The organism is Aquabacterium sp. CECT 9606, from assembly GCF_918741295.1.
In the GTDB taxonomy this organism is placed as follows: domain Bacteria; phylum Pseudomonadota; class Gammaproteobacteria; order Burkholderiales; family Burkholderiaceae_C; genus Aquabacterium.
The window spans coordinates 1,429,126-1,450,291 of the sequence record NZ_CAKKNB010000001.1; the positions used below are offsets into that span (position 1 = coordinate 1,429,126).

17 protein-coding genes are annotated in these 21,166 nt (G+C 59.6%); 4 read left to right on the plus strand and 13 right to left on the minus strand.

Features of this window, described 5'->3' with window-relative positions; all coding sequences use genetic code 11:
• Positions 1-11: 11 nt before the first annotated feature.
• From LQ232_RS06680 to LQ232_RS06735, 12 genes are all read right to left on the minus strand, one after another.
• Complete coding sequence (locus LQ232_RS06680) at positions 12-734, minus strand: phosphatase PAP2 family protein (protein ID WP_230179480.1); 723 nt, start codon at positions 732-734, stop codon at positions 12-14.
• Positions 735-738: 4 nt separating this feature from the next.
• Positions 739-2,535, minus strand: coding sequence for a glycosyltransferase family 39 protein (locus LQ232_RS06685; protein ID WP_230179481.1), 1,797 nt, complete (start codon positions 2,533-2,535; stop codon positions 739-741).
• Between the two features lie 14 nt (positions 2,536-2,549).
• A complete protein-coding gene (locus tag LQ232_RS06690) occupies positions 2,550-3,611 on the minus strand; it encodes a glycosyltransferase family 2 protein (protein WP_230179482.1) in 1,062 nt (353 codons plus the stop codon).
• Between the two features lie 34 nt (positions 3,612-3,645).
• Positions 3,646-4,641 carry a lysylphosphatidylglycerol synthase domain-containing protein gene (locus tag LQ232_RS06695; RefSeq protein WP_230179483.1) on the minus strand — a complete coding sequence of 332 codons (996 nt, stop codon included), beginning with the start codon at positions 4,639-4,641 and terminating at the stop codon, positions 3,646-3,648.
• A 197-nt stretch (positions 4,642-4,838) separates the two neighbouring features.
• On the minus strand, positions 4,839-6,248 hold the full coding sequence (locus LQ232_RS06700; RefSeq protein WP_230179484.1) for a TIGR03013 family XrtA/PEP-CTERM system glycosyltransferase: 1,410 nt from the start codon (positions 6,246-6,248) through the stop codon (positions 4,839-4,841).
• A 198-nt stretch (positions 6,249-6,446) separates the two neighbouring features.
• Complete coding sequence (locus LQ232_RS06705; RefSeq protein WP_230179485.1) at positions 6,447-7,445, minus strand: polysaccharide deacetylase family protein; 999 nt, start codon at positions 7,443-7,445, stop codon at positions 6,447-6,449.
• Between the two features lie 82 nt (positions 7,446-7,527).
• Entirely contained in the window at positions 7,528-9,687 is a 2,160-nt protein-coding gene (locus LQ232_RS06710; RefSeq protein ID WP_230179486.1) for an XrtA/PEP-CTERM system-associated ATPase, read from the minus strand.
• Positions 9,688-9,696: 9 nt separating this feature from the next.
• Entirely contained in the window at positions 9,697-11,199 is a 1,503-nt protein-coding gene (locus LQ232_RS06715; protein WP_230179487.1) for a TIGR03016 family PEP-CTERM system-associated outer membrane protein, read from the minus strand.
• Positions 11,189-12,130: an XrtA-associated tyrosine autokinase gene (locus LQ232_RS06720; protein ID WP_230179488.1), complete on the minus strand. Its 942-nt coding sequence runs from the start codon at positions 12,128-12,130 to the stop codon at positions 11,189-11,191. Before LQ232_RS06720 ends, LQ232_RS06715 begins: the two co-directional genes overlap by 11 nt.
• Before the next feature lie 7 nt (positions 12,131-12,137).
• Positions 12,138-13,700, minus strand: coding sequence for an XrtA system polysaccharide chain length determinant (locus LQ232_RS06725; RefSeq protein WP_230179489.1), 1,563 nt, complete (start codon positions 13,698-13,700; stop codon positions 12,138-12,140).
• 51 nt (positions 13,701-13,751) lie between these two features.
• Positions 13,752-14,375, minus strand: a complete 624-nt coding sequence (locus tag LQ232_RS06730; RefSeq protein WP_371820140.1) for an XrtA/PEP-CTERM system exopolysaccharide export protein — start codon at positions 14,373-14,375, stop codon at positions 13,752-13,754.
• Between the two features lie 133 nt (positions 14,376-14,508).
• Entirely contained in the window at positions 14,509-16,032 is a 1,524-nt protein-coding gene (locus tag LQ232_RS06735) for an oligosaccharide flippase family protein (protein ID WP_230179491.1), read from the minus strand.
• A gap of 152 nt (positions 16,033-16,184) precedes the next feature.
• On the opposite strand from LQ232_RS06735, the gene LQ232_RS06740 reads away from it, so the two are divergent.
• Both LQ232_RS06740 and LQ232_RS06745 read left to right on the plus strand, forming a co-directional pair.
• Positions 16,185-17,273, plus strand: a complete 1,089-nt coding sequence (locus LQ232_RS06740; RefSeq protein ID WP_230179492.1) for an acyltransferase — start codon at positions 16,185-16,187, stop codon at positions 17,271-17,273.
• Between the two features lie 7 nt (positions 17,274-17,280).
• Positions 17,281-18,621: an O-antigen ligase gene (locus LQ232_RS06745; protein WP_230179493.1), complete on the plus strand. Its 1,341-nt coding sequence runs from the start codon at positions 17,281-17,283 to the stop codon at positions 18,619-18,621.
• A gap of 146 nt (positions 18,622-18,767) precedes the next feature.
• On the opposite strand, the gene LQ232_RS06750 is transcribed toward LQ232_RS06745, so the two are convergent.
• On the minus strand, positions 18,768-19,343 hold the full coding sequence (locus tag LQ232_RS06750) for a hypothetical protein (protein ID WP_230179494.1): 576 nt from the start codon (positions 19,341-19,343) through the stop codon (positions 18,768-18,770).
• 9 nt (positions 19,344-19,352) lie between these two features.
• Between LQ232_RS06750 and LQ232_RS06755 the strand changes: the two genes are divergently transcribed.
• The gene (locus LQ232_RS06755; protein ID WP_230179495.1) at positions 19,353-19,955 is read left to right on the plus strand and encodes a hypothetical protein; all 603 of its coding nucleotides are present in this window, start codon (positions 19,353-19,355) and stop codon (positions 19,953-19,955) included.
• A gap of 33 nt (positions 19,956-19,988) precedes the next feature.
• Positions 19,989-21,164, plus strand: a complete 1,176-nt coding sequence (locus LQ232_RS06760; protein WP_230179496.1) for a glycosyltransferase family 2 protein — start codon at positions 19,989-19,991, stop codon at positions 21,162-21,164.
• Positions 21,165-21,166: the final 2 nt, after the last annotated feature.

Sequence of the window (21,166 nt, forward strand, 5' to 3'; positions counted from 1 at the left end):
GGGCGCCGAGGTCATTGGGCGCGGTGCCTGCGCCGGTCCAAGGCCATGAGGAGCTGACAGGGAATCCACACGGCGTAGAACGAAAAAATGATATCGCTCAAAAAATGCCCACCCTGCATCATGCGCCCCAGGCCAATCAGGCTGCCCGCAGCCAGCCCGATGAGCAGCCAGCGGCGGCGCCAAACGGGGCCGCAGGTCAGCCCCAAGCTCAGCAGCCAGAACCCGGCTGCCGCATGGCTGCTGACAAAGCTGCGGTGTGTCTCTGGCTTTGAGCCTTCCTGAAAAACCCCCAGGAAAGGCTGGTCACCGCCAAATGGCACGACCTGAACGGGGCGAGGTCGTCCTACGGTGTTCTTGAACCAGACCTCGACCACCAGGCCTGGCCCCAATACGCCGCAAATGACCGCCACCGCTGCCATGCGCCGCCAGGGCCCCAGGCATCGCATGGCAAGTTGTTGTCGGCCTTGCCAGCGCAGCAGGCGTGCTAGCAAGGGGGCCAGCAAGGCCAGCAGCACCAACCCGGCCAGGATGCTTCGGCCGATCAGCGGCGTCCAGTGGTACGAGGCCAGCACCAGCGCATTCTGGGCATGGATGAAACCCAGGCCTGGCGTGTACAGGCGCTCGCTCACCATCATGTCAAGGCTAGGCACCTTGGCAAAAGCGGCTGCGCAAAAGAAGAGCACGGCCCAAATCCAGCGGGCATCCTCTGAGCCGCTTTCACGCTCTGTCATCATCACCTTACTCGTCACTGCTGGGCACGCCGCCGCTGCTTTGCTCCAGGTAAGACTTCTCGTCATAACCCAGGAAGCCCCGCAGGAAAAACACATGCAGCGCCAGGTTGCGGTCGGGGCCCGTGGGCACCACGACGCTCTTCATTTCACGAACAATGGCAAAGCGCTGCAGGATGGCTTTGGGGTTGGCCTCGTCGGTCACCAGCACGAGGTCCTGGCCCACCTTGTTGCTCAGGCTTTGCGTGAGTTCGTAGTGGTTCGTTTGCAGGTTCTTGGGGTTCCAGGCCACGACCTTGGGATTGAAACGGCGCCAGTGGTACGCCGTCTGGCTCAGCAGCAAGCGTTTGTCGGCCAGCACTGGCAAACCGGCGATGGTGGGTTCTTCCATCACGGGGGCCAGTTGGTCAAACGCTTCTTGCCAACCACGCATGCGCACGAGGATGTCGTATTTGGAGGGCAAGTTGTCGCCCGCGATGTCCCTTGCATGCAGCACCAGGCTGGTCAACACCAGATTGCTGATCAGAACCGCCGCCAGCCACCGGTTGGGCCGTGGGGCGGCCAAGGGCACCAAAGGCTGGCTGAGACGCGAGGCCACCAGCATGGTCAGCCCGATCATGGAGGGCGCGGCCCAGTTCACATGGGCATCTGCGTAGAACGCCTGGGCCATCGCCACCAGCAGCAAAGGGATGCTCAGCGCCCACAAAAAGCGGTAGGACGACATCGACGCCAGGTAATAGGCCGAGGTGCGGATGGCCTGAGGGCGGCCATCGCCACTGGCCGCGTCACGTGCGCCTGGCATGTTGAGCTGGCTGGGGGGCAACACCGGGCTGGAGGCGCGCCATTGGCTGGGCGGCATCATCTGGCTGGACGCGGCCCATTGGCTGGGCGGAATCGAGGCGTTGCCCGCGTTGGCGGCTTGTTTGAGCAACCACATGGCAGCCACCACCGTGACGGGGCCCAGCATCAACAGCTGTCCCAGCGCAAAAACGATCATCGGCACGAGCCCACCGTGGCGTCCGGACTGAGCTGTCAATTCGGCCGTGTGGTGCATGGTTGGGAAACCGTTCTGCGCGTTCCACCACACATTGGGTGACACGACGGCGGCCGCGACCAACAAAGCCACCCAAGGCCCCAAGCGCAGCAGGCCACGCTTGGGGCCATGCACGCCCCAAAGCGCCCAAATGGCGGTCAAACCAAAGGCCGCCATGGTGTATTTGTCCATGATGCCAACGCCCACGACAGCGCCACACAAGACCCACAGGCCCAGTCGGTTGGTCACCTGCGCACGCCAAAGGGCCCAGGCTGCCAGCGTCCAGCACAGCAGCAAGGGGCCGTCGGTGCTGGCCACCAAGCCCAGCAGGCCGACCAGCGGGGTGGTTAAAAACAAGGCCCCTGCCACCATGCCGGTGCGCACGCCGCTGCTGGTGGGCCAAAGGGCCCGAGCCAGGCCCACCATGGCCACCGCGGTGAGCGGGTAGACCAAGATCGACAGGGCCTTGACGCCCAGAACGCCCGATCCAAACAAGCTGGTGCTCAAACCGACGAGGCCGGCGATCAACGGCGGCTTTGAAAAGTATCCCCAGCTCAATTGTCGCGACCAATCCCAGTACTGAGATTCGTCGAAGAACAATGAGATCCCGCTGTGCTTGACCACCCAGAATCGGTAGAGCGTCAAGACCACGGCCAGGGCCAGCAGTTTCCACATGCGCGGCCCCCACAGGCGGGGCCAGCGCTGACCTGATGGTCGGGCGGCCGTGGCCGTGGAGGCGGGCTTGTCCTGCGCGACAGTCGGTTGGTCAGGCATCTCTGTGTTCATGGTCAATGAGGCAAATGTGATTTGGACAGGCCCTGTGCCTGGCGATGCCAGCCCTGATCGGGGGCCTGGGCGGGCGCTTCGGTCGTGTGATACGGAGCCACTTCGCCCCGATCGTAATAAATGCGGATCAGCAATTCGGCCAGCACGCCCGTGGTTAGAAACTGTAGTCCACCCAGCACGCAGAAAAATCCCAGCCACAGTAACGGGCGGCCGCCGATGTTGTTACCCAACATTTTGAGCACGGCCAGGTAGCTCAGGATCAAGCTGCCGATCAGGCCCACGCCCAGTCCGACACCGCCAAAGAAATGCCCAGGGCGCCCCGCGAAGCGCAGGAAAAAATTCACCGCGAGCAAGTCCAGCACCACACGCAGCGTGCGTGAAATGCCGTATTTCGATTCACCCAGGGTTCGGGGGTGGTGGCTGACCGCCAGCTCGGACATGCGCGCTGGCGACGTGACAGTGGCCATCCACGCGGGGATGAAGCGGTGCATTTCGCCATACAGGCGAACGCGCTTGAGCACGCTGGCCCGATACGCTTTCAAGCTGCAGCCCAGGTCCTGGAACTCCAGCCCGGTGATCTTGCGGATCAGGCGATTGGCTATCCGCGAGGGCACCTTGCGCAGGAAGAGGCCATCCTGGCGGTTCTGGCGCCACCCCGCGACCAGATCCAGGTCTTCATTCACCAGCTTGGCGACGAGAGCAGGGATGTCCTTCGGGTCGTTCTGCAGGTCGCCGTCCAGAGTCACGATCACATCACCGCGGGCCGCGTCAATGCCAGCCTGCATGGCGGCCGTCTGGCGAAAATTGCGCCACAAGTGGACAGGGCGAACGTGAGGGCCCCGGAGTTTGGCTTGCTCATCCAGTGCCTGTTGCGTGCCATCGCGGCTGCCATCGTTGACGATGATGAGTTCCCACGGCCAGGCGTAAGTGGCCAAGGCCTCGTGAACGGCAGCCACAAAGGGCGCGACATTGTCCACCTCGTTGTACATGGGCACAACGATGGACAAATGATGGTCTGGCACGGCAGGCAGGGGAGCGACGGAGGGCGTCGGCACTGAACTCATGAACACTCTTTCTAACAAACGACGACGATGTTGCTCAACCGGGATGATGCGGGGGAAATTCCCCTTGCGCCGCGGCTTTGCTCATTCCACTGGACAGCAAGGCCGCTACACCAGCCGCGCAAACCGCACAAAGCAAGAAGCAAACATGGAGCGCCAGGGCCGCGGGCACCACGTGCGCCAACAAGGGCGATCCATGGTCCAGCAGCGTGGCGGTGCCGGCCCACACGCCGGCTTCATAAGTGCCAAAGCCTGCGGGCCCTTGCAACGGAAAGATGGCGGCCAGCTCGCCGCCCAAGGCGCCGGCCCAGGCCACCGGCCAAGTGGTCTGGCTGATGGCGCTGAGCAAAGTGGCCCCGGCGGCCAGCTTGAGCGCCCAATTGGCCAAGGTCAATACCCAGGCGGCAGGCCGATGGTGTGATGGCTCTAACAAGGCGGCTCTGAGTTTGAAGGCCACGCTGCGCCATCTGTTCATGTTCCCAGCGGTGCCGTCGACCGGTGTTTGGGCCAACAGCCGCCTCAACAGCCACCATCCGCCGTGCCAGCACAGGACCAGGCCCAACAAGCCCAGGAATCTGGCCACCAAGGGCAACCCAGGCCACAGGGCCAATCCCAAGCCTGCCAGCACCGCCAGATCCTGCAGTCGCATCCACATCAGGCAGACCAAGGCGCGTGACATGGGCAGCCGCAGCTCCCGTGCCGCCAGCCAGGGAAAGCTCAGTTCGCCCGCCCGCATGGGCAGCAGGTTCACCGCCGCGTTGTGCAGCAGGATCACCCGCAGGGCGTCGGTCCGCAAACCCAGCCAGCGTTGGGGTGGCGCATGGTGCTCGTCCAGGCTGAGCACGACCTGCAGGCGGGCGCCCCTCAAGCCGTAGCTGAGCAGCAGACCGCACAAGGTGAGCACCCAAATCGTGATGGAAGGTCTCTGGAGGGCCTCGATGACCGATGCAATCGGCGTGCGCGACAAAAGCCAGCCCAGCAGGACGATCCCAAGCGCCCAAGCCAAAGCCAGCTTCTTGCGCGAGCTTGGCATGGCAGCCGGTGTGGGGCGGGGAGCGTCGTGAAGATCGGTCACAAGAGGTGGGCGGAGTACGGGTCCTGCACGCTGGGCAACCCTCTATTGTCCCGCATCTTTGTGGTCGGTCTGCCCATCAAGGCCGCCAGAAATGACAATGGCGCCCCCGAAGGTGCGCCATTGTCCAGCTTGAAGAACGTCAGATCAGCGGATGTTCACTGTGAGCCTTCGCGGAAAATCACCACGCTCACGGTTTCGAACAAGATCAGCAAGTCCAGGAACAAGGAGTTGTTCTTCACGTAGTACAGGTCGTATTGGTGTTTGTGCAGCGCGTCTTCGACGGAAGCGCCATAGCTGTACTTCACTTGGGCCCAGCCGGTCACGCCAGGTTTGACGCTGTGGCGGATGTCGTAGTAAGGGATCTGCTGCTTGAGTTGCTCGACGAAGGTGGGACGTTCAGGACGTGGACCCACCATGCTCATCTCGCCCTTGAGCACGCTCAGGATCTGGGGCAGTTCGTCGATGCGGGTCTTGCGGATGAAGGCGCCCACGCGGGTCACGCGCGAATCGTTCTTCTTGGCCCACACGGCCACGCCGTCTTTTTCGGCATCTGTGCTCATGCTGCGGAACTTCAGGCACATGAAGCTCTTGCCGCCCAAGCCTACCCGCTCCTGACGATAAATGATCGGACCTTCGCTTTCCAGTTTGATGGCCAGCATGGTGATCAGCATGATCGGCGAAGCCAGCAACAACAGCGTTGACGAGCTGACGATGTCGAACAGGCGCTTGATCGCCATGCGCGTGCGGTCCTGGGCGAAGCCCTGGCCGTACACCAGCCAACTGGCCTTCAGGCTGTCCACAGGCACTTCGCCAGTGGTCTGTTCGTAGAAAGCGGCCAAGTCCAGCACCGGAATGCCCTGGATGCGGGCGGACAGCAGTTGGTCCATGGGCACGTTGCCGCCACGCTGTTCTTTCACGGCCACGATGATCTGATTGATCTCATGGCTTTGGATGATGTCCTTGATGGACAGGGCGCTGGAGAAAATGTTGAAGCGCTTGTCAGTGACGCCATGGTCGGCCTCTCCGGCGGGGTAAAAACCGATCACCGAATGGCCTTGAACACGGCGCGCCTTCAAGTCAGATGCAACCGAGTGGGCTTCCTTGCCTGTGCCAACGATCAAAATGCGTTGTTGCACAAAGGCGCTGCGCCATGTGGTCATCAGATAACCGCGCACCACGACCAGGCCAAAAACCAGGTACGCCGCCGCAAACCCCATCAATTGATAGGCCTGGGTGCCGTCCAGCATGGTTTTGATGGCCAATTGGTAAGCGATGGGGGCGCCCAGCAGGCAGCCCAACAAGGCGCGGCCCAATTTGGCACGCGGCGTCTTGCGTTCGGAGCCTTCGCGGTACACGCCCAGCAAACCGCAGTGCAGAGGCATCACGAAAGCAAAGCCCAAGCCGGCCCACAAAGCCGTGGACATGCTAACCAGATCGGGGGATGTGCCCGACATGTGCAGGAAGGTCATGACCCCCAGCACGATCGCCAAAAAGCTGGTCAAGCTGTCCGCCAATAGCTCGGACAACGTCGCGATGGAGATGTGGTGCTGGAAGACCCGGAACATTTTGGTGCGCCTCTCAAGACCAAACAAATTGTGCAGCTCTGCAACAACTTGCCTAACCCGTAATTATTTGTAATGAGCGATTATCGGCATACCGGGTGCTTGAAATAATCCTGCAAACGAGGGGGGGGCCCTAACTCAAGGGGGTTAGTTGTCCAATCCGGGAATAGTCGAGATTTCGACGTCCAGCGCTGGTGCGGCTTAGCCCGCACTTTTTGCGGTCAACGGATCTTGGCCCGTCAGGGCATTGCGAAGCAATTGCAGGACAAGGCGCTTGGGGTTGTTGTCCCAAGGTGAAAAACGGGGCAATTGGTAGTGGTCGCAAGATCTGGTCGCGACGCCCCAGGCGGTCGATACCGCGGCCTGGTAACCCAACTCCATCAGCAATTGCACGTGCTCATGGCCATAGTCGCGCACCGGGCGGCCGTTGGGATAGGCAAAGATCAAGGGCTTGTGTCCGATCAAGTCGGCCAACAAGTCACGGTTGTGCACGATGTCCTGGCGAGCGCTGGCCAAGTCAATGCGGTTAAGGATCGGGTGTGTGTGGGTGTGGCCGCCAATGGTCATGCCCTGGGCCGCCAGTTGGCGGATTTGGTCGTCCGTCATCATCAGGAGGGGGCGTTCCTTGCCGGGGGCTGCGGTCTCCCACAACCGGGTGCAGGCTCGCTCCCGCTCCAGAAACGGCATGTATTTGACGCTGGTCAGTATTTTCTCGGCGCACTCGCGCTTTGAGACCATGTCATGCACCGGCTGGAGGCCCAGACCCAGCCAGCTCAGGTCGAGCTGTGGCGATTGACACGCCCTCAGCGACTCGATGATGACGTCATTGAACATCAGCCCGTCATTGAGGTAGCCACTGCAGACGAAGAAGGTCGCCACCAGCCCATGGCGCTGCAATATGGGCAGCGCCATGGTGTAGTTGTCGCGGTAGCCGTCATCAAAGGTGATGCTGAGGGCCCGGGATGGCAGCGTGCCGCGTTCCAGCCGCTCAAGTGCTTCCGGTAGGGACAACACGTTGAAGCACTCGGCAATGACCGCCATGTGACTGGCAAATTTCCGGGCGTCGACCTGGTCGCTGGACAGCAGCGGGTCGATGTCGGGAGGCACCCGGTGGTAGGTCAGTATGGTGAGTTTGCCTTTGGCTCCTCCCGGCGACACAAATCGTCCTGCGGTGCGGAACAAGGGCGCGACAACGGTCATGTACTGGGGGTCCTTCGCTCAGTGGCGGTGCCTGCCATCTGCAATTGCTTTCATCATATAGATTAGTGCCGTCAAAGTGGCATCAAATACCGGCTTGTTGTTCAAGCGGTAAAGGCGCCTGGTCATCCGTTCGATTTGGGATGCAAACGCCCTTTGTCTTGATCCACGTCAAGAGGTGTTCTGCCATCCTGGTGGCAGTCTGTCCGTCCCAGAACTTAGGCAGGCGGCCTTTTTTCCCACCGCCGCGCAAGATTTCGGCCACGGCCCGGCTGATCACGCTGCTGTTGTGTCCCACGGCAATGTTGGTGCCTTGTTCAACCGTGATGCGTCGCTCGGTGAAATTGTGCAGGGTCAGGCAGGGGATGCCCAGAATGGTGGCTTCTTCCTGAACCGTGGATGAGTTGGTCAGCACGCAAGCCGAGTGGCCCAGCAGCCCGATCATCTTGTGATACGGGACCAAGGGCAGCGGCATGATGTGCCCCTCGTGGGCAATTTGCAGCAAGCCCAGGTGGTCCAGGCAGGCGCGGGTGCTGTCGTGCATGGGCCAGATCAGCGGAATATCCTTGCTCACCATGCGCAAGATGCCGACCAAGCTGGTCAACTCTTCCGGGTTGGTGATCTTGTCCATCTGCTGGAGGTAGACCACGCCCACGCCGCTTTTGCTTTTGAGAATGTCGGTGGGCTGGTTGAGCTGGCGCAGTGTGTACTTGGGTTGCGACGCTTGAGGCAGCATGGCGCGGATGGCATCCATCAGCAGGTTGCCCACGAACAGCACCCGATCGGCGGGGATGCCTTCCCTTGCCAGGTTATCGTGCGCGACCCACTCGGAGGTGAAAAGCAATTCGCCCATGTGGTCGCACATCATCCCGTTGACCTCTTGCGGGCGAGACCGGTCAAAGCTTCGCAGGCCGGCTTCGAGGTGGATGATTGGGATGCCATGCCTCTGGGCCGCGAGGCTGCCTGCCAATGCGGTGTCGTCTCCCGCCTGGACAATGATGGCGGTCGGGCGGTGTTGCTCGAACAGCTGATCAAGTTGCTGCAAGGTGGCGGCCAGGTGGGTCAGCCCATGGCCGGGAGGCAGGCGCAATCGGTAGTCGGGGTTCCGCAAGCCCAGGTGTTCCGACCAGTCCTGGGTCAGCTCGAAGTGGCCAGGCGTGTCAATGTGCAAAAGCCTGGCGGGTGGCAGATCGGCGCGGCTGCTCAAAGCCTTCAGCAATGGCGACGCACGCAGGCAGCCCGTGCGCGAACCGGTCAGGCACAACAGGAACGGGGTGTTGGGCTGCGCCTCGGGGTTGATGACGGGTGCTGCCCAGTTGTTGCCAGGCACGGGCCCGTCCAGCCCTTGGGTCAGCGTGGGGATGACCGATTCCTTCAAGGCCAGGCTGGTGTTGGCCGAGGGCGATGCCCCCGTGTTGCTGAGCACCGGCTCACCGATTTCGGCCCGGATTTCCTGAGCAATGCGCGACACGCTGGCGCCCGAGATCTCGTGCTCACCGGCCAGGAAGGTGGCCAGCAAAATCCGGTTGCACAGCAAGTTGATGCGACGTGGAATGCCGGAGGTCCACTCGTAGCACTCGTCAAAGGCTTCGGCGCTGATTTGTGGGTTGTCGACCCAACCAACCTTGCGCAGCCGGTGCTCGATGTAACGCCGAGTCTCATCGCGGTCCATGGGGCCCAAGTGGTAAGACGCGATCACCCGTTGTCGCAGTTGTTCCAGCGAGCGCGAGAGCAGCATGGTGCGCAGTTCGGGCTGTCCGATCAGGAAGCTCTGCAGCAAGGCCTGGTTGCCGAACTGGAAGTTCGACAGCATGCGCAACTCTTCAATCGCATCGCGGCTGAGGTTCTGCGCTTCATCCACGATCAGCACGGCGCGCTTTTGTTGCGTGGCCAGCAGCGTCAGGTACGCCTCGAGCGTGGAGATGAGGTCGGCCTTGCTGTTGCCCTTGCTGGGAATGCCAAACGCGGTGATGGACGCGCGAAGCAGGTCGCCTGCTTCCAGTTGTGTGCTCACCAACTGGGCCGCCACGACTTTCTCGTGGTCAATGTCGTTCAGCAGGGTGCGGACCAGGGTGGTTTTGCCTGCCCCGATGTCGCCCGTGATGACGATGAAACCTTCAGCTTGGTACAAGCCAAACTTCAGGTAGGACAGGGCGCTGCTGTGGCCTTTGCTGTCAAAGAAGAAGCTTGGGTCCGGATTGAGCAGGAAGGGGGCGCCGGTGAAGCCGAAATGTTTTTCGTACATGGCTGGGCGTCAGTAGCGATAGCCCAGGCCAACGAACATGGCCGATTCGTCGTTGGCATTGGCGCTGGGCAAATTGCCTTGGCTGTTTTGGCTTTTCAGTCCAAAAGTTGCGGTGGCCTGTTGCGACAGACGCGTGCTGATGTCGCCGCGCCAGGTGATCGTGCGCACGCGCCCCGTCAGGTTGGCGTTCTGGCTGGCTTGGGTCTGAGTGCTCCATCGAACACCCGTGTTCAGCGTGGTCAGGGGAGTGAGCCGCCGGCTGAAGTCAGCTTCGACATAGCGCTCCAGGGTGTGATCGCCAATGGCTGTAACGGCGCCCAGGGTCAGGGGATCGTTTTTGTTCATGCCACCGGCAAAGCTCACGGTATTGCGTTGACCCATGAGGATCAATCGGCCCCGGGTGGCTTGTCGCAAAGTAGGGCTCAGAGAGTAAGGATCCTGCAAAGGTGGAAGTTGATCGGTCAGTCCACGTTGAGCGATGGTCTGATCAACCAGATCGGCCCGGTCCCGGTCATTGGGCGTGCCGTTGGTCAGCATGCGGTCTAGCAAGTCGCGCAGGGTCTGGCCTGTTCTCATGGTGCCCAGCGATGAGGCATAGGTGCTGGCGTCACGCTCTGACAAGACGCTCCAGGCGAACAAGGGCGTGCGGTGGTTCCAGTCGACTCGCCAGCCTGTGCCAAAAAAGCGGCGTTCCACTTTCGAGTCCAGCGTGGCGCGCTCATTGGGGCGCCAGAACAAGGTGACGCCTTTGATGGTTTCGTCTTGCTGGTCCAACGCAGTTTTGAGGGTGCCTCGCCCGTAGATCAGGCCGGTGTACACCTCGCTGGTGACGGCATAACTCACGCCAGCGCGGGTGGCGTTTTCCTTGAAGTTCGCCGTTCGACCCGAGTCGCGTGTTTCCTGGGCGGTCCATTCCAATGAGGCCCCGATGGGCACGGGTTCTCGCTCCAGGCGTGCAGATTGGGATGAATAGCGCTGGTCAGGGCGTGGCGCCAGGTTGTTGCTCGCCGAGGACTTGACGAGGGCTTCCTGAAGCCGTGCATTCAGCTTGGTGTGGCCGTCTCCAAACGAATGCGAAATGAAGGGAGAGATGCGCGCGTTGGTGGTGGTGTAAGTGTCCGTGATGGGGCCATCAGGGGGTGTCAGTTCGTTGGGGGCCGTTTGGCTGGTCTGCAAGGATGCGTCTATGCCAGCCCACTGGTCGATCAGGTCCGACTGGAAAATGAGGTCCCCGCTGGGCAAGGTGCGGTTTTGCTCGCTGTTGCGCGCGAAAGAGATGCTGTCCACCTTGACGTGGCCGCTGAGCCGAGCATGCGCTCCCCAATAGGACACGTTCAGCTCTGGCGAGACGGTGAGCACCACGTCCTTGCGCGGCGTTTGGGATGACGCGAACGCATTGTCGGTGGCCTTCGCCTGCGCTTCGACGCCAGGCTTGATGTCCAGCTTTTGACCATGGGCGGCCGGCAGCAGCCCCGCCAACGCGGCAACAAGGGCTGAAGACTTACGGCGCATAGTAGCCATAGGTGCGATTCCCCTTCGGACCAGTGTATTTGTTCAACATCGACATGACCACGGGGCACTCCTGCACCATGGCAAACGCCTGCTTGACCGTGTTCAGGGGCGTTTTGCCTGATTCAACCACCATCACGACCTGCCCCATGGAGGTGGCCAGCACACGCGACTCGGTGCTGGGCAGCAAGGGCGGGGTGTCAAACACAATGACTCGGTCAGGGTAGGTGGTGGCCAGCTCTTCCAGCAATGCGTCCATGGCCGCGCTGGCCAGCAACTCAGTTGATCGTGAACTGGAGGTGCCTGCCGGCAACAAGGTCAGCTTGGGGATGTTGGTCTTGAGGAGCACTTCTGAGAGGTCGGTCTGAGGCGCGGTGAGCAGGTCCAGCAAGCCCTTTGACACAGACACGCCCATGCGGTCCAACGCAGATGGCCGAATCACATCGGCCTCCACCAACAAGACGGTGTGGTCCAGTTCCATGGCAATGCTGACCGCCAGATTGATGGCGGTTTGCGTCTTGCCTTCACCAGGCAGTGCGCTGGTCACCATGATGATGTTGGCGCGCTTTGGGCGCGAGGCGGTCTGGCCGCGCACGTTTTCCAGCAAGGGCCGCTTGATGATTCGAAACTCTTCTTCCAGCTGAGACCGGGGGTTGCCGGGCACCAGCAAACCGCAGCGGGCCATGCGTTGCAAGTCCAGGTCAACATGTCGCGAGCGGCGCAGATCGGCAGGGACCTCATCGCGGCTGATTCGTGCAGTCTCGCTTGACACGGCCGTCAAGGCGGCAGGAGCAGGGGCAGCTGCTACCGGCCTGGGCTGGGGCTGAGTGGCTGCGTCAGCCGCCGGAGGCCGAGCGATGTCGGCTGGACCGATCTCTACCCCGGCGCGGCGCAATTCTTCCAGTCGTTTGGCGGCTTGTTCAATGGTGTTCATGGGTACATCAAGGAAGAAGCTGACGGGCGACGACCACCAGCCATGCCACATTCACAAAGAAGAAGAACGCCAAATTGATCCCAAACAGGCGATTGCCTTTTTGGATGGCTTCGCTGATCGACGGACTGATCACCAGTGAAACGCTGCCCAGCACCGGACGTCCTGAGATTTCTTTGAGTTGACGCGTGTCATGGACCGTGGGGAAAACTTGGGTCAGGCCAAACGCGGTGGCCGCACCAGCGATCAGTGCCGCCACAACGGCCAGGAAGGCGACCAGGGTCCGGCTGGGTTTGACCGGGCTGGGTTTGACGCGGGGGGGCTCTACGACGCGGAAGTCGGCCACCCGCGTCGTCTGGTCAATTTTTTCGCCCAACGAGGCTGACTCGCGGCGGGTGACCAATTGCTCATAGTTCTTGCGCACGATCTCGTAGTCGCGGTTCAGTTGGGCCAGCTCTGCCTCGACCTGGGGCATCTGGCTGGCCAGGGCCCGGGTGCGTCCAAGTTGTGCGTTTTGCTCGCCCAACTGGCCGCGCAACGAAGCAACCTTGGCCTCGGCTTCTGCCAACGCCACCCGGATGCGCTGGAAGACCGGGCTGGTAGGCGCCGCCCTCAAGCGTGATCCATTGGCCTGCGCCCGAAGTTTGCTGTCTTGCTCGGACTTGCGCTGCTGTTCCAGTTGCGCAATGGTGCGCCGGGCGCTGACCACGTCGGGGTGTTCATCGGTGTAGCGGCGCAACAGTTCGTCCAACTGGCGCCTTTGCGAATCCAGGCGCACATCGAGGTCGGAGGCCACTGGCGCCGAGAAGCCATTGGTGGCCATCATTTCAGGCGGGATGGACGGCTCTTCCATGGCCAATTCCCGGCGCAGTGCATCGCGGGCCTGTTCTGCGGCGCTCAACTCCACCCTCAGTCGCCCGGTTTCATCGGACAGGTTGGACATGCGGGCAAAGTAATCCTGGTTGGATGTGCCCGTCAAACCGAAGTTGCGCAGCTTGAAATCCTTGAGCTTGTTTTCAGCGGCGCTCAGCTTGCCTTCATAGCTTCGAATTTGCTCATCCAGGAACTGGCGAGCCTGCTCGGAGTCACGCTGCTTGTCGCCCACCCCCGCAATCATGAACAGCGACACCAACTCTTCCACGATGCGCTGTGCCCTTTGGGGGTTGATGTCGCGGTAATTGATTTCGTAGAGGTTGTTGTTGCCGCTGGGCATGACACGGATGTCCTTCATCAGCCGGTCGATGACTTTCTCGTGATCGCGCTCGTTCAGCTTGTCCAGGCCAATGCGGGGTGATTGCATCAGGCGCTCAACGTTGGGTCGACTCAGCAGCGTCTTGGCCAGCATCCGCACCTGTTGTTCAACATCGGGCTGGAAAGCCAGGCCAGTCATCAAAGGCTTGAGGACGGTTTCGGTGTCGACATAGATCCGGGCAGAAGCCTCGTACTTGTCCCGCATCACCAACACACCCAGAGCGCCCGCGATGGCGACCAGCCAGGCCATGGCCGCGCCCAGCCAGCGGCGCTGCCACATGGCCGTCAAGATGCTGGCGGCTTGTCGAAGAATGTCATCCATACCAAGAAGAATTGAACAAGGGCTCGCGTGCCGTTTGACCGAAGGTGCAGCTTAGAACCAGCTTTGCGGAACGATGATGATGTCTCCAGGCTTGATTTCAACATTGGCGGAAATATCGCCACGTTTGATCAAATCCTTGAGGCGCAAGCTGTATTGCTTGCCTTGCTCGGAACCCCGGACCAGCACGGCGCCATTGCCATCTGCAAAATCCGTCAGGCCACCGGCCTGAATCATCACGTCGAGCAAGGTCATGTTTTGCCGGAACGGCACGGACTGGGGCTTGGATGCTTCACCAACGATTCGAATCTGCTCGGTGGACACCCCCTGGAAATTGTTCACGATGACCGTGACCACCGGTTCACGGATGAACTTGGCCAGTGCTTTTTCAATATCGCGGGACAAGTCGGCAGGATAACGGCCGGCAGCTTCCAGGTTTTCCACCAGAGGCATTGAAATTCGGCCATCTGGACGAACTGTGATGGTGGATGACAAATCCGGATTTCGCCAAACGACAATGTTCAGCGAATCCATGGCGCCAATTTTGTACGGGTGGTCAGGCGTGGAAGCAACCGCTGGCGCGGGTGGGTAGCGGTTGAATGAACCACACCCAGCCAGAGACAGGGCAATGGCGCCGGCAAAGGCGGCGCTGATGAAAGATTTGGCGAATTGGCGAATGACCATTGTGGTTACCCCGGAAGAGTCAATATTGCAAGCATAGGGCTAATTGGCGCATGGAAACTGGCTCATGTGCGCTGAATCCTTGACCTTAGGGGGATGCCGCGCGCGTGGTTGTGTGTTCGACACGCCTTCACCCAGGCAGTGAATGGGTCCACCGACGCAGCCAAGGCGTGATGGATCCAAAGATCCCAGGTTTTCGCTCCACCAGTGACAGTAGCAGCTGCGCGTCTTTGGCTTGCCATGCCTTGAAAAGCACGGTGGCTGTCAGAAAGGCGAACAGGTAAACCAGGCCTGCGGCAAATTGCATGAGCGGCGTATTGGCCACCCACAGGACGGGCAATACCAGCAAGACCGCGGCGAGGGCCGCCGCCGCCAGGCGAAGCAGTTCGCGCACTGGCAAGGTGATTTTCAGCATTTGCATCAACCCTGCGCCCATGATCAGCAGTACCAGAACACGTGTGATGGCGTGCGCTGCCACGGCACCAGCCAGGCCAAATTTGGGCACCAAGGCGATGGACGCCACCATGCTCACCACCAATGACAGCATGGACACCCCGGCACGCAACTTTTGGTGGTCAGTGGTTGACAGCAGCGCGCCAAAGGCGCTTTCGGCCAAGGTCAATCCACCGACCAGCATCATCACCCGCAGCACGTTGATCACCGGATCGTAACGGTGCCCGTACATGATCGAGATGCCCAAAGCAGCCCACAGCACACCCAATCCCGCCAGGATCAGGCCGACGAACAGAAAATAGCGCACGGCGTCCGAGAGGATTTCGTTGACTTTGCTCATGCCTCCCTTGCCGTATGCATGGCCCATCATGGGCATCAGCATGGTGGTCAGCGCGGAGGACAATAGATCGATGCCGCCCCTGGTCAAGGCGGTCGCAATCGCAAAAAAGCCCACCTCGGCTGGACCGATCAGGGTGCTCAGCAAGAAGGTTTCAATCGTTTTATTGCTGAGCGTACCGACCAGCACCAGCACCACCGTCCACATCAAGTGAGGTTTGAGCCGAGTGAGCAGCTCGGGGGAGCAGTCGCCATGGCCGGGGGCAATGCCCTCTTTGCGCAACAGGTACGACACCATCACCACGTGGCTGGCGCTGATCAACGTGAAAAACAAGACGAAGGTGGTCAAGCTGGCCTGCACCATGCCCAGGGCAACCACGCCGGCGGCGTAGAGCAGGCTCATGGCCATGTTGGTGATGGCTTCGACCGAAAAGCGGCTGTAGCCCTTCGCGATGGAGATGTCGAACAGGAAAATCACTTTGGCGATGACGCTGACGATGCACACGCCCACCAGCAAGCCGATGCTCTCTTGCCAGCCCGCCGGATGAAAGGCGAACACCCCCACCGAAAAGCAACCCAAGACCGACAGCAGGCTCAACCACTGCCTTCTCTGCAGCCAGCCGTGCACATTGCGCGCTTCTTCAGGGTTGCCTCGGCCCAGGCTTTCTGACACAAACCTGATGCCGGAAATGCCCAGGCCATGGTTGCCAAACACCACCAGCAAGCCTGAAAGCCACAAAAGATAGGCATATTGCCCATAGTCTTTGGGGCCAAGGCTGCGGGCAATGATCACACTCACGATCAGGCCCAATGCGGTGGTCACGTAGGTGGACGTGGCAATCAGGGCAGCGGCTTTGAGTGCCACCAATCGACCTTGTGGTCTGTTCATTGGGCGAGCGCGGGGGTTAAAACAACACAGAAAATCTGAGGCCGTGGGGCCGGGGCAGTGTAGCGGGGTTTATCTTCCATGCAAAAATTGATGTTCGACCAATCACGTTATTCAACTCACCCCAGTTCATGACCAAGCTCGCGGCCGGAACTTTGCCTGCAGGCAGCGAAAGATTCCACGAAATTGATCTTTTGCGTGCGTTGGCATGTTTGATGGTGGTTTTTTTCCACTACGGCCACCGTGGCGCGCTGGATGGGTGGAGTCCGGTGGCCGATCCCAGTGGCTTGGCCGACTTTGCTCGGTATGGTTATCTGGGCGTCCACCTGTTTTTCATCATCAGCGGTTTTGTGATTTTTTTGAGTGTGCAAAATGCCACCGTTCGCGATTTTGTTGCCTCCAGAGTGTCGCGCTTGTATCCCGCATATTGGGTGGCCGTTCCGCTCACCTGGGCGTTCGTCAGATTTTTTGATTTACCTGACTTGCAAGTTTCATGGTGGGAGATGTTGGTCAACCTGACCATGGTCCCGCACTGGTTTGGGGTTCCCTATGTGGACGGCGCTTATTGGTCGCTGGGGGTGGAGTTGCAGTTTTACATTCTGGTGGGCGTGGCCCTGAAGTTTGACCTGGACCGAAGGGCGGAATGGTGGCTGGCTGGCTGGTTGTTCTTGGCCTTGGTCAACGGCATCAGGCCGATGTACCCGGTTGAATTTTGGCTGGCGGCCAATTGGGCGCCGCTATTCACCTTTGGGGCACTGGCCTACCGCATCAAATCCCATGGGGCAACTGCCTGGCGTTTGATTTTGATGGCCTGCGCCTATTTGCTGGCGCTGTGGTATGGCATCAAGCCTTTCCTTTTGCTAAAACCAGGGCAAGAAATCAACCAAAACCCGTGGGTGGTGGCCGCATTGTTGTCGCTGTTCGCCTTGATTTTCCTCGTTATTGCCTTTGGGCGAATCAAAATGAAGCGCCATGCGGTGTTTTACTGGGCCGGGCTTTTGACTTATCCCGTGTATTTGCTTCATGAATACATTGGCTATGCTTTCTTAAGCCTGCTACACCAAAATTCCGTGGGGTTTGTTTCAAGTTCCATCCTGGTTTTGGCTGGGGTGGTCATGGTCTCTTGGGGACTGAATAGATGGGCTGAAAAGCCCTTGGGCCCGCGCCTTAGGCGGGCCTTGCGTGCCAGGGCCCTTGGCCCCATACCAACTGCAGGATGACTTGGGCATGAGCTTCATCGCTTTTTTGCTGTATCTGTTCTTCACGTTCCTGCGGCCGGTTGAGCTGTTTGCCCAGTGGTTGATTCCATACCGGCCCATGCTGGTGCTTTGGCTGTTCGCGTTTTCAACCGCCTTGATTCAGGTTTTTCGCCAGAAGCGTGTGGCCGCGCGTCCGCTCCATTACTGGCTGCTTTTTTCCCTGACATTGGCCATTGTTTTTTCCATGTTGTTTTCTGGCTGGGCGGGAGGGGCACTTCCCGCTGCCAGCGACTTCAGCGCTTCCGCGCTTTTGTTCGTGTTGATCAGTTTCAACCTGGTGACCATTGAGCGTTTGCGCTCTGCCTGTTATGTGATTTTGCTCAGCATGACCATATTGAGCTTGGCAGGCATCAATGCCTATCACACGGGTTACATGGCCGAAGAGTTGGTATTGCAACAGCGCAAGGACGATGATGTCATCGGAGAATTGGCGGAGAAACCTGCCATTCCGGCCTTGGATGATTCGGGGATTTACATGTGGCGGGTGCGCGGCGTCGGGTTCTTCAACGACCCCAATGACTTTGCGCAAGCCATTGTGATGACCATGCCCATGCTCTGGTGGTTTTATCGCCGTGGCCGTTGGGTCAGGAATTTTCTGATGATTGGTTTGCCAGGCATGGTGCTGGGCTATGCGGTTTTTCTGACCAATTCTCGCGGTGCTTTGCTGGGAATGGCGTCCTTGCTTTTTTTTGGAGTTCGAAGCGTGTTGGGCACCACCAGGACAGCCATTTTGATGGCCGTGATGGGCAGCGGGGCCATGTTGGCCAACATGACGGGGGGGCGAGGTTTTTCCAGCCAGGAAGAATCGGCCAGCGGGCGCATTGATGCCTGGTACGAGGGGTTCATGATGTTGAAATCATCCCCATTGTTCGGTGTTGGCTATGGCAATTTTACAGAGCACCATTATTTGACGGCTCACAATTCTTTTGTGCTGTGCTTCGCAGAATTGGGCATGTTCGGTTACACCATATGGATCGCGTTGTTGGTGCTGGCCTATAAAGCGGTCAATCTGGTAGCGCAAAATGCCCCCGACGGGTCGTTGGAACGAGATGCCGGCTTGTTATTGAGATCGTCTTTCATCGGGTACATCACTTGCGCCTGGTTTTTGTCCCGAACTTACCAACCTATCCTCTACGCTTTGATGGCCTTGTGTTCTGCCGCGCTGTTTTGCGCTCAGCAGCATCCGGCAGTTTCAGCCGATTCCGTGTTGAAAAAGCGCATGCCCTGGTTTTTATCGACCATGACGATGGTCACGCTCAGCATGACGGCGGTTTACATGTTCATCTTCATGCACAATTTGAAGCATTGAGCAGTCGTGGATTGCGATGTCCGGCTGCGTGCTGGCGCCGCTGTCTTGACCGTTTTTCTGGGTGGCCCGTGCTAGACTCATCAGGTTTTGCCAAGTTGGCAAACCCGTGCTGTAAAGCTCGACATGGTATTGACGTTTTAATCCATTCACACATGACCATTGCCTTGTGGGTCTTGCTTTTGTTGTTGGGCGCAGCCTCTGCGGCGGTGCTGCTGGAAGTCCGAAAGAAAAACCTCTTGGTGTGGCTCAAAAGCTATCTCAAGCAGGATTGGCGGGCCAGCGCTCCTGAGGGGGTTACCAAGCACCTCATGTTTTGCTTTGTGGATCATTTCGAGCCGCAATGGCAGTCGCCCAGTTACGAAACCGAGTGCGCGCGCGTTGCTCGTTGGCGGCAGGAATATCCAGCGTTGTGCGCGGGGCGCAAGGATGCTGATGGGCGTTCCCCGGTGCATTCTTTTTTCTACCCCGAAGAAGAATACCGCCCGGAGCACCTCAATGCGCTTGTCGATCTTTGCCGCATGGGCCTGGGTGAAATTGAGATTCACCTCCACCATGACAAGGACACCGAGCAAGGCTTGCGCGAAAAGCTTCAGCGTTTCACCGAGTTGTTGATCCGCGATCACGGGGCCTTGCCCCGGCACCCCGTCACCAAGCAGGCTCAATGGTGTTTCATCCATGGCAACTGGGCGCTGGACAACAGCCACCCGCAGGGCCATGGGCATGGTTGCGGTGTGAATAATGAGTTGATCGTTCTGCGCGAAGAGGGCTGCTATGTTGACTACACCTTCCCAGCTGCCCCCGATCCCTGTCAGACCAGCACCATCAACAACATCTATTACGCCACTGACGATCCTGCGCGGCCCAAGTCGCATGACACTGGGGTGCGGGTCGAGGTTGGCGGTCAGCCCGTGGGTGACCTGATGATCATCCAGGGCCCTCTGGGTTTCATGAAGAAGAGCCGCAAGTTCGGCGTCTTGCCACGGATCGAAAACTCGGACGTGCGAACCAGCTCTCCGCCTACGAACGACCGGGTGGATGATTGGGTGAATACCGGTATCCACGTGAAAGGCCGGCCCGAGTGGATTTTCGTCAAGGTGCACACCCATGGCACCCAAGAGCGAGACATGGACACATTGCTTGGCACGCCGATGCGCGAGGCGTTCAAGTACCTGGAAACCCGCTACAACGACGGGCGCGACTGGAAGTTGCACTACGTGAGCGCCCGCGAGATGTACAACATCGTGAAGGCTGCCGAGGCCGGCAAGTCAGGTGACCCCGTGGACTACCGCGATTTTGTGGTCGCTCGTCCCACCTATGTGCCTGAGGCGCGGTGATGTTTTTGTTGTGTTTCCGTGCGGGGTCTGAACTTGCTTGAGTTCTTTGCCGTGGCTGGCGTGGCGCTGGTGGTGTATTCGTATGCGCTATACCCCGTCGTGCTTTCGCTGGTGGCCTCGTGGGTGCAGTTGGTGGGCGACGCCCGCTATGTCCTGCAGAAAGGCGACCGCCGCGCCCATCCTGAGGTTGGTTTGCCGCGCGTCGCCGTTGTGATTTCCGCCTTCAATGAAGCCAAGCACTTGGCTGCCCGGATTGACAACCTGTTGGCCTTGGACTACCCCGCAGAGTTACTGAGTTGCTACATCGGCTCGGACGGAAGCCGCGATCAAACCGGTCAGATCCTGACCGCTTGCCGTGATCCCCGCATCCATGGTTTTGTTTTTGAGCAAAATCGCGGCAAGGCCAGCGTGCTCAATGATCTGGTGTCCCGCGGCACTGAACCCATCATTGTTTTTTCAGACGCCAATACCTTTTTTGATGCGCAGGCTTTAAAGCGGCTGGTGAGGCATTTTGCCGATGCCAAGGTGGGAGGCGTCAGCGGCGAGTTGCGTTTATTGCGCTCGGCTGGCGATAACCAAGACAGCCTCTACTGGCGGTTGGAACAGTTTTTGAAGTTTTTCGAAGCCCGCATCCATGGTTTGTTGGGCGCCAACGGTGCCATTTACGGTATTCGTCGAGCGCTGTGGCAACCATTGCCGCCAGACACTGTGTGCGACGATTTTTGCGTGGCCATGAATGTGTCGGCCACGGGGGCCAAACTGGTTTACGAGCCGACGGCCTTCGCTGAAGAAGACTCTCCCGAATCCATGACGGATGAATATCACCGCCGCATTCGAATCGGCATTGGCAATTTCCAGGCGTTTTACCGCCATCCCGAATATCTTTGGAAAACCTCTTGGGGAACGCGTTTTTCTTATATCTCGCACAAGGTTTTGCGCTGGTTTGCACCACACCTGCTGATCGTCTCTTTGCTCGCGTCCGCGGCATTGGGATTGCAGTTTTCAAGCTGGGCGTGGGTGGCGGGGCTGGAACTCACTGCTTATGTTTGCGCTGCCGGCTTGTATTGGCACAGCGGCCGTGGCGGCAGGTTGCCCTCGCTCTTGAAGATCACCGCCTTTTTATTTGCGCTGAATTGGGCATTCCTGATCGCTTCGATGCGCCATGCCACGGGCCGCTTCAGTGGTTCCTGGCGGCGGACGGCACGCTGAGC

Bases quoted from the DNA above. Each gene is read 5' to 3' on its own strand.
- LQ232_RS06695 (WP_230179483.1), bottom strand. From the start codon at position 4,641: ATGCCAAGCTCGCGCAAGAAGCTGGCTTTGGCTTGGGCGCTTGGGATC.
- LQ232_RS06685 (WP_230179481.1), bottom strand. From the start codon at position 2,535: ATGCCTGACCAACCGACTGTCGCGCAGGACAAGCCCGCCTCCACGGCC.
- LQ232_RS06700 (WP_230179484.1), bottom strand. From the start codon at position 6,248: ATGTTCCGGGTCTTCCAGCACCACATCTCCATCGCGACGTTGTCCGAG.
- LQ232_RS06705 (WP_230179485.1), bottom strand. From the start codon at position 7,445: ATGACCGTTGTCGCGCCCTTGTTCCGCACCGCAGGACGATTTGTGTCG.
- LQ232_RS06680 (WP_230179480.1), bottom strand. From the start codon at position 734: ATGATGACAGAGCGTGAAAGCGGCTCAGAGGATGCCCGCTGGATTTGG.
- LQ232_RS06740 (WP_230179492.1), top strand. From the start codon at position 16,185: ATGACCAAGCTCGCGGCCGGAACTTTGCCTGCAGGCAGCGAAAGATTC.
- LQ232_RS06690 (WP_230179482.1), bottom strand. From the start codon at position 3,611: ATGAGTTCAGTGCCGACGCCCTCCGTCGCTCCCCTGCCTGCCGTGCCA.
- LQ232_RS06710 (WP_230179486.1), bottom strand. From the start codon at position 9,687: ATGTACGAAAAACATTTCGGCTTCACCGGCGCCCCCTTCCTGCTCAAT.
- LQ232_RS06725 (WP_230179489.1), bottom strand. From the start codon at position 13,700: ATGGATGACATTCTTCGACAAGCCGCCAGCATCTTGACGGCCATGTGG.
- LQ232_RS06720 (WP_230179488.1), bottom strand. From the start codon at position 12,130: ATGAACACCATTGAACAAGCCGCCAAACGACTGGAAGAATTGCGCCGC.
- LQ232_RS06745 (WP_230179493.1), top strand. From the start codon at position 17,281: ATGAGCTTCATCGCTTTTTTGCTGTATCTGTTCTTCACGTTCCTGCGG.
- LQ232_RS06750 (WP_230179494.1), bottom strand. From the start codon at position 19,343: ATGCCCATGGCCCTGCGGGTGGCTGTTGTCCAGCGCCCAGTTGCCATG.
- LQ232_RS06715 (WP_230179487.1), bottom strand. From the start codon at position 11,199: ATGCGCCGTAAGTCTTCAGCCCTTGTTGCCGCGTTGGCGGGGCTGCTG.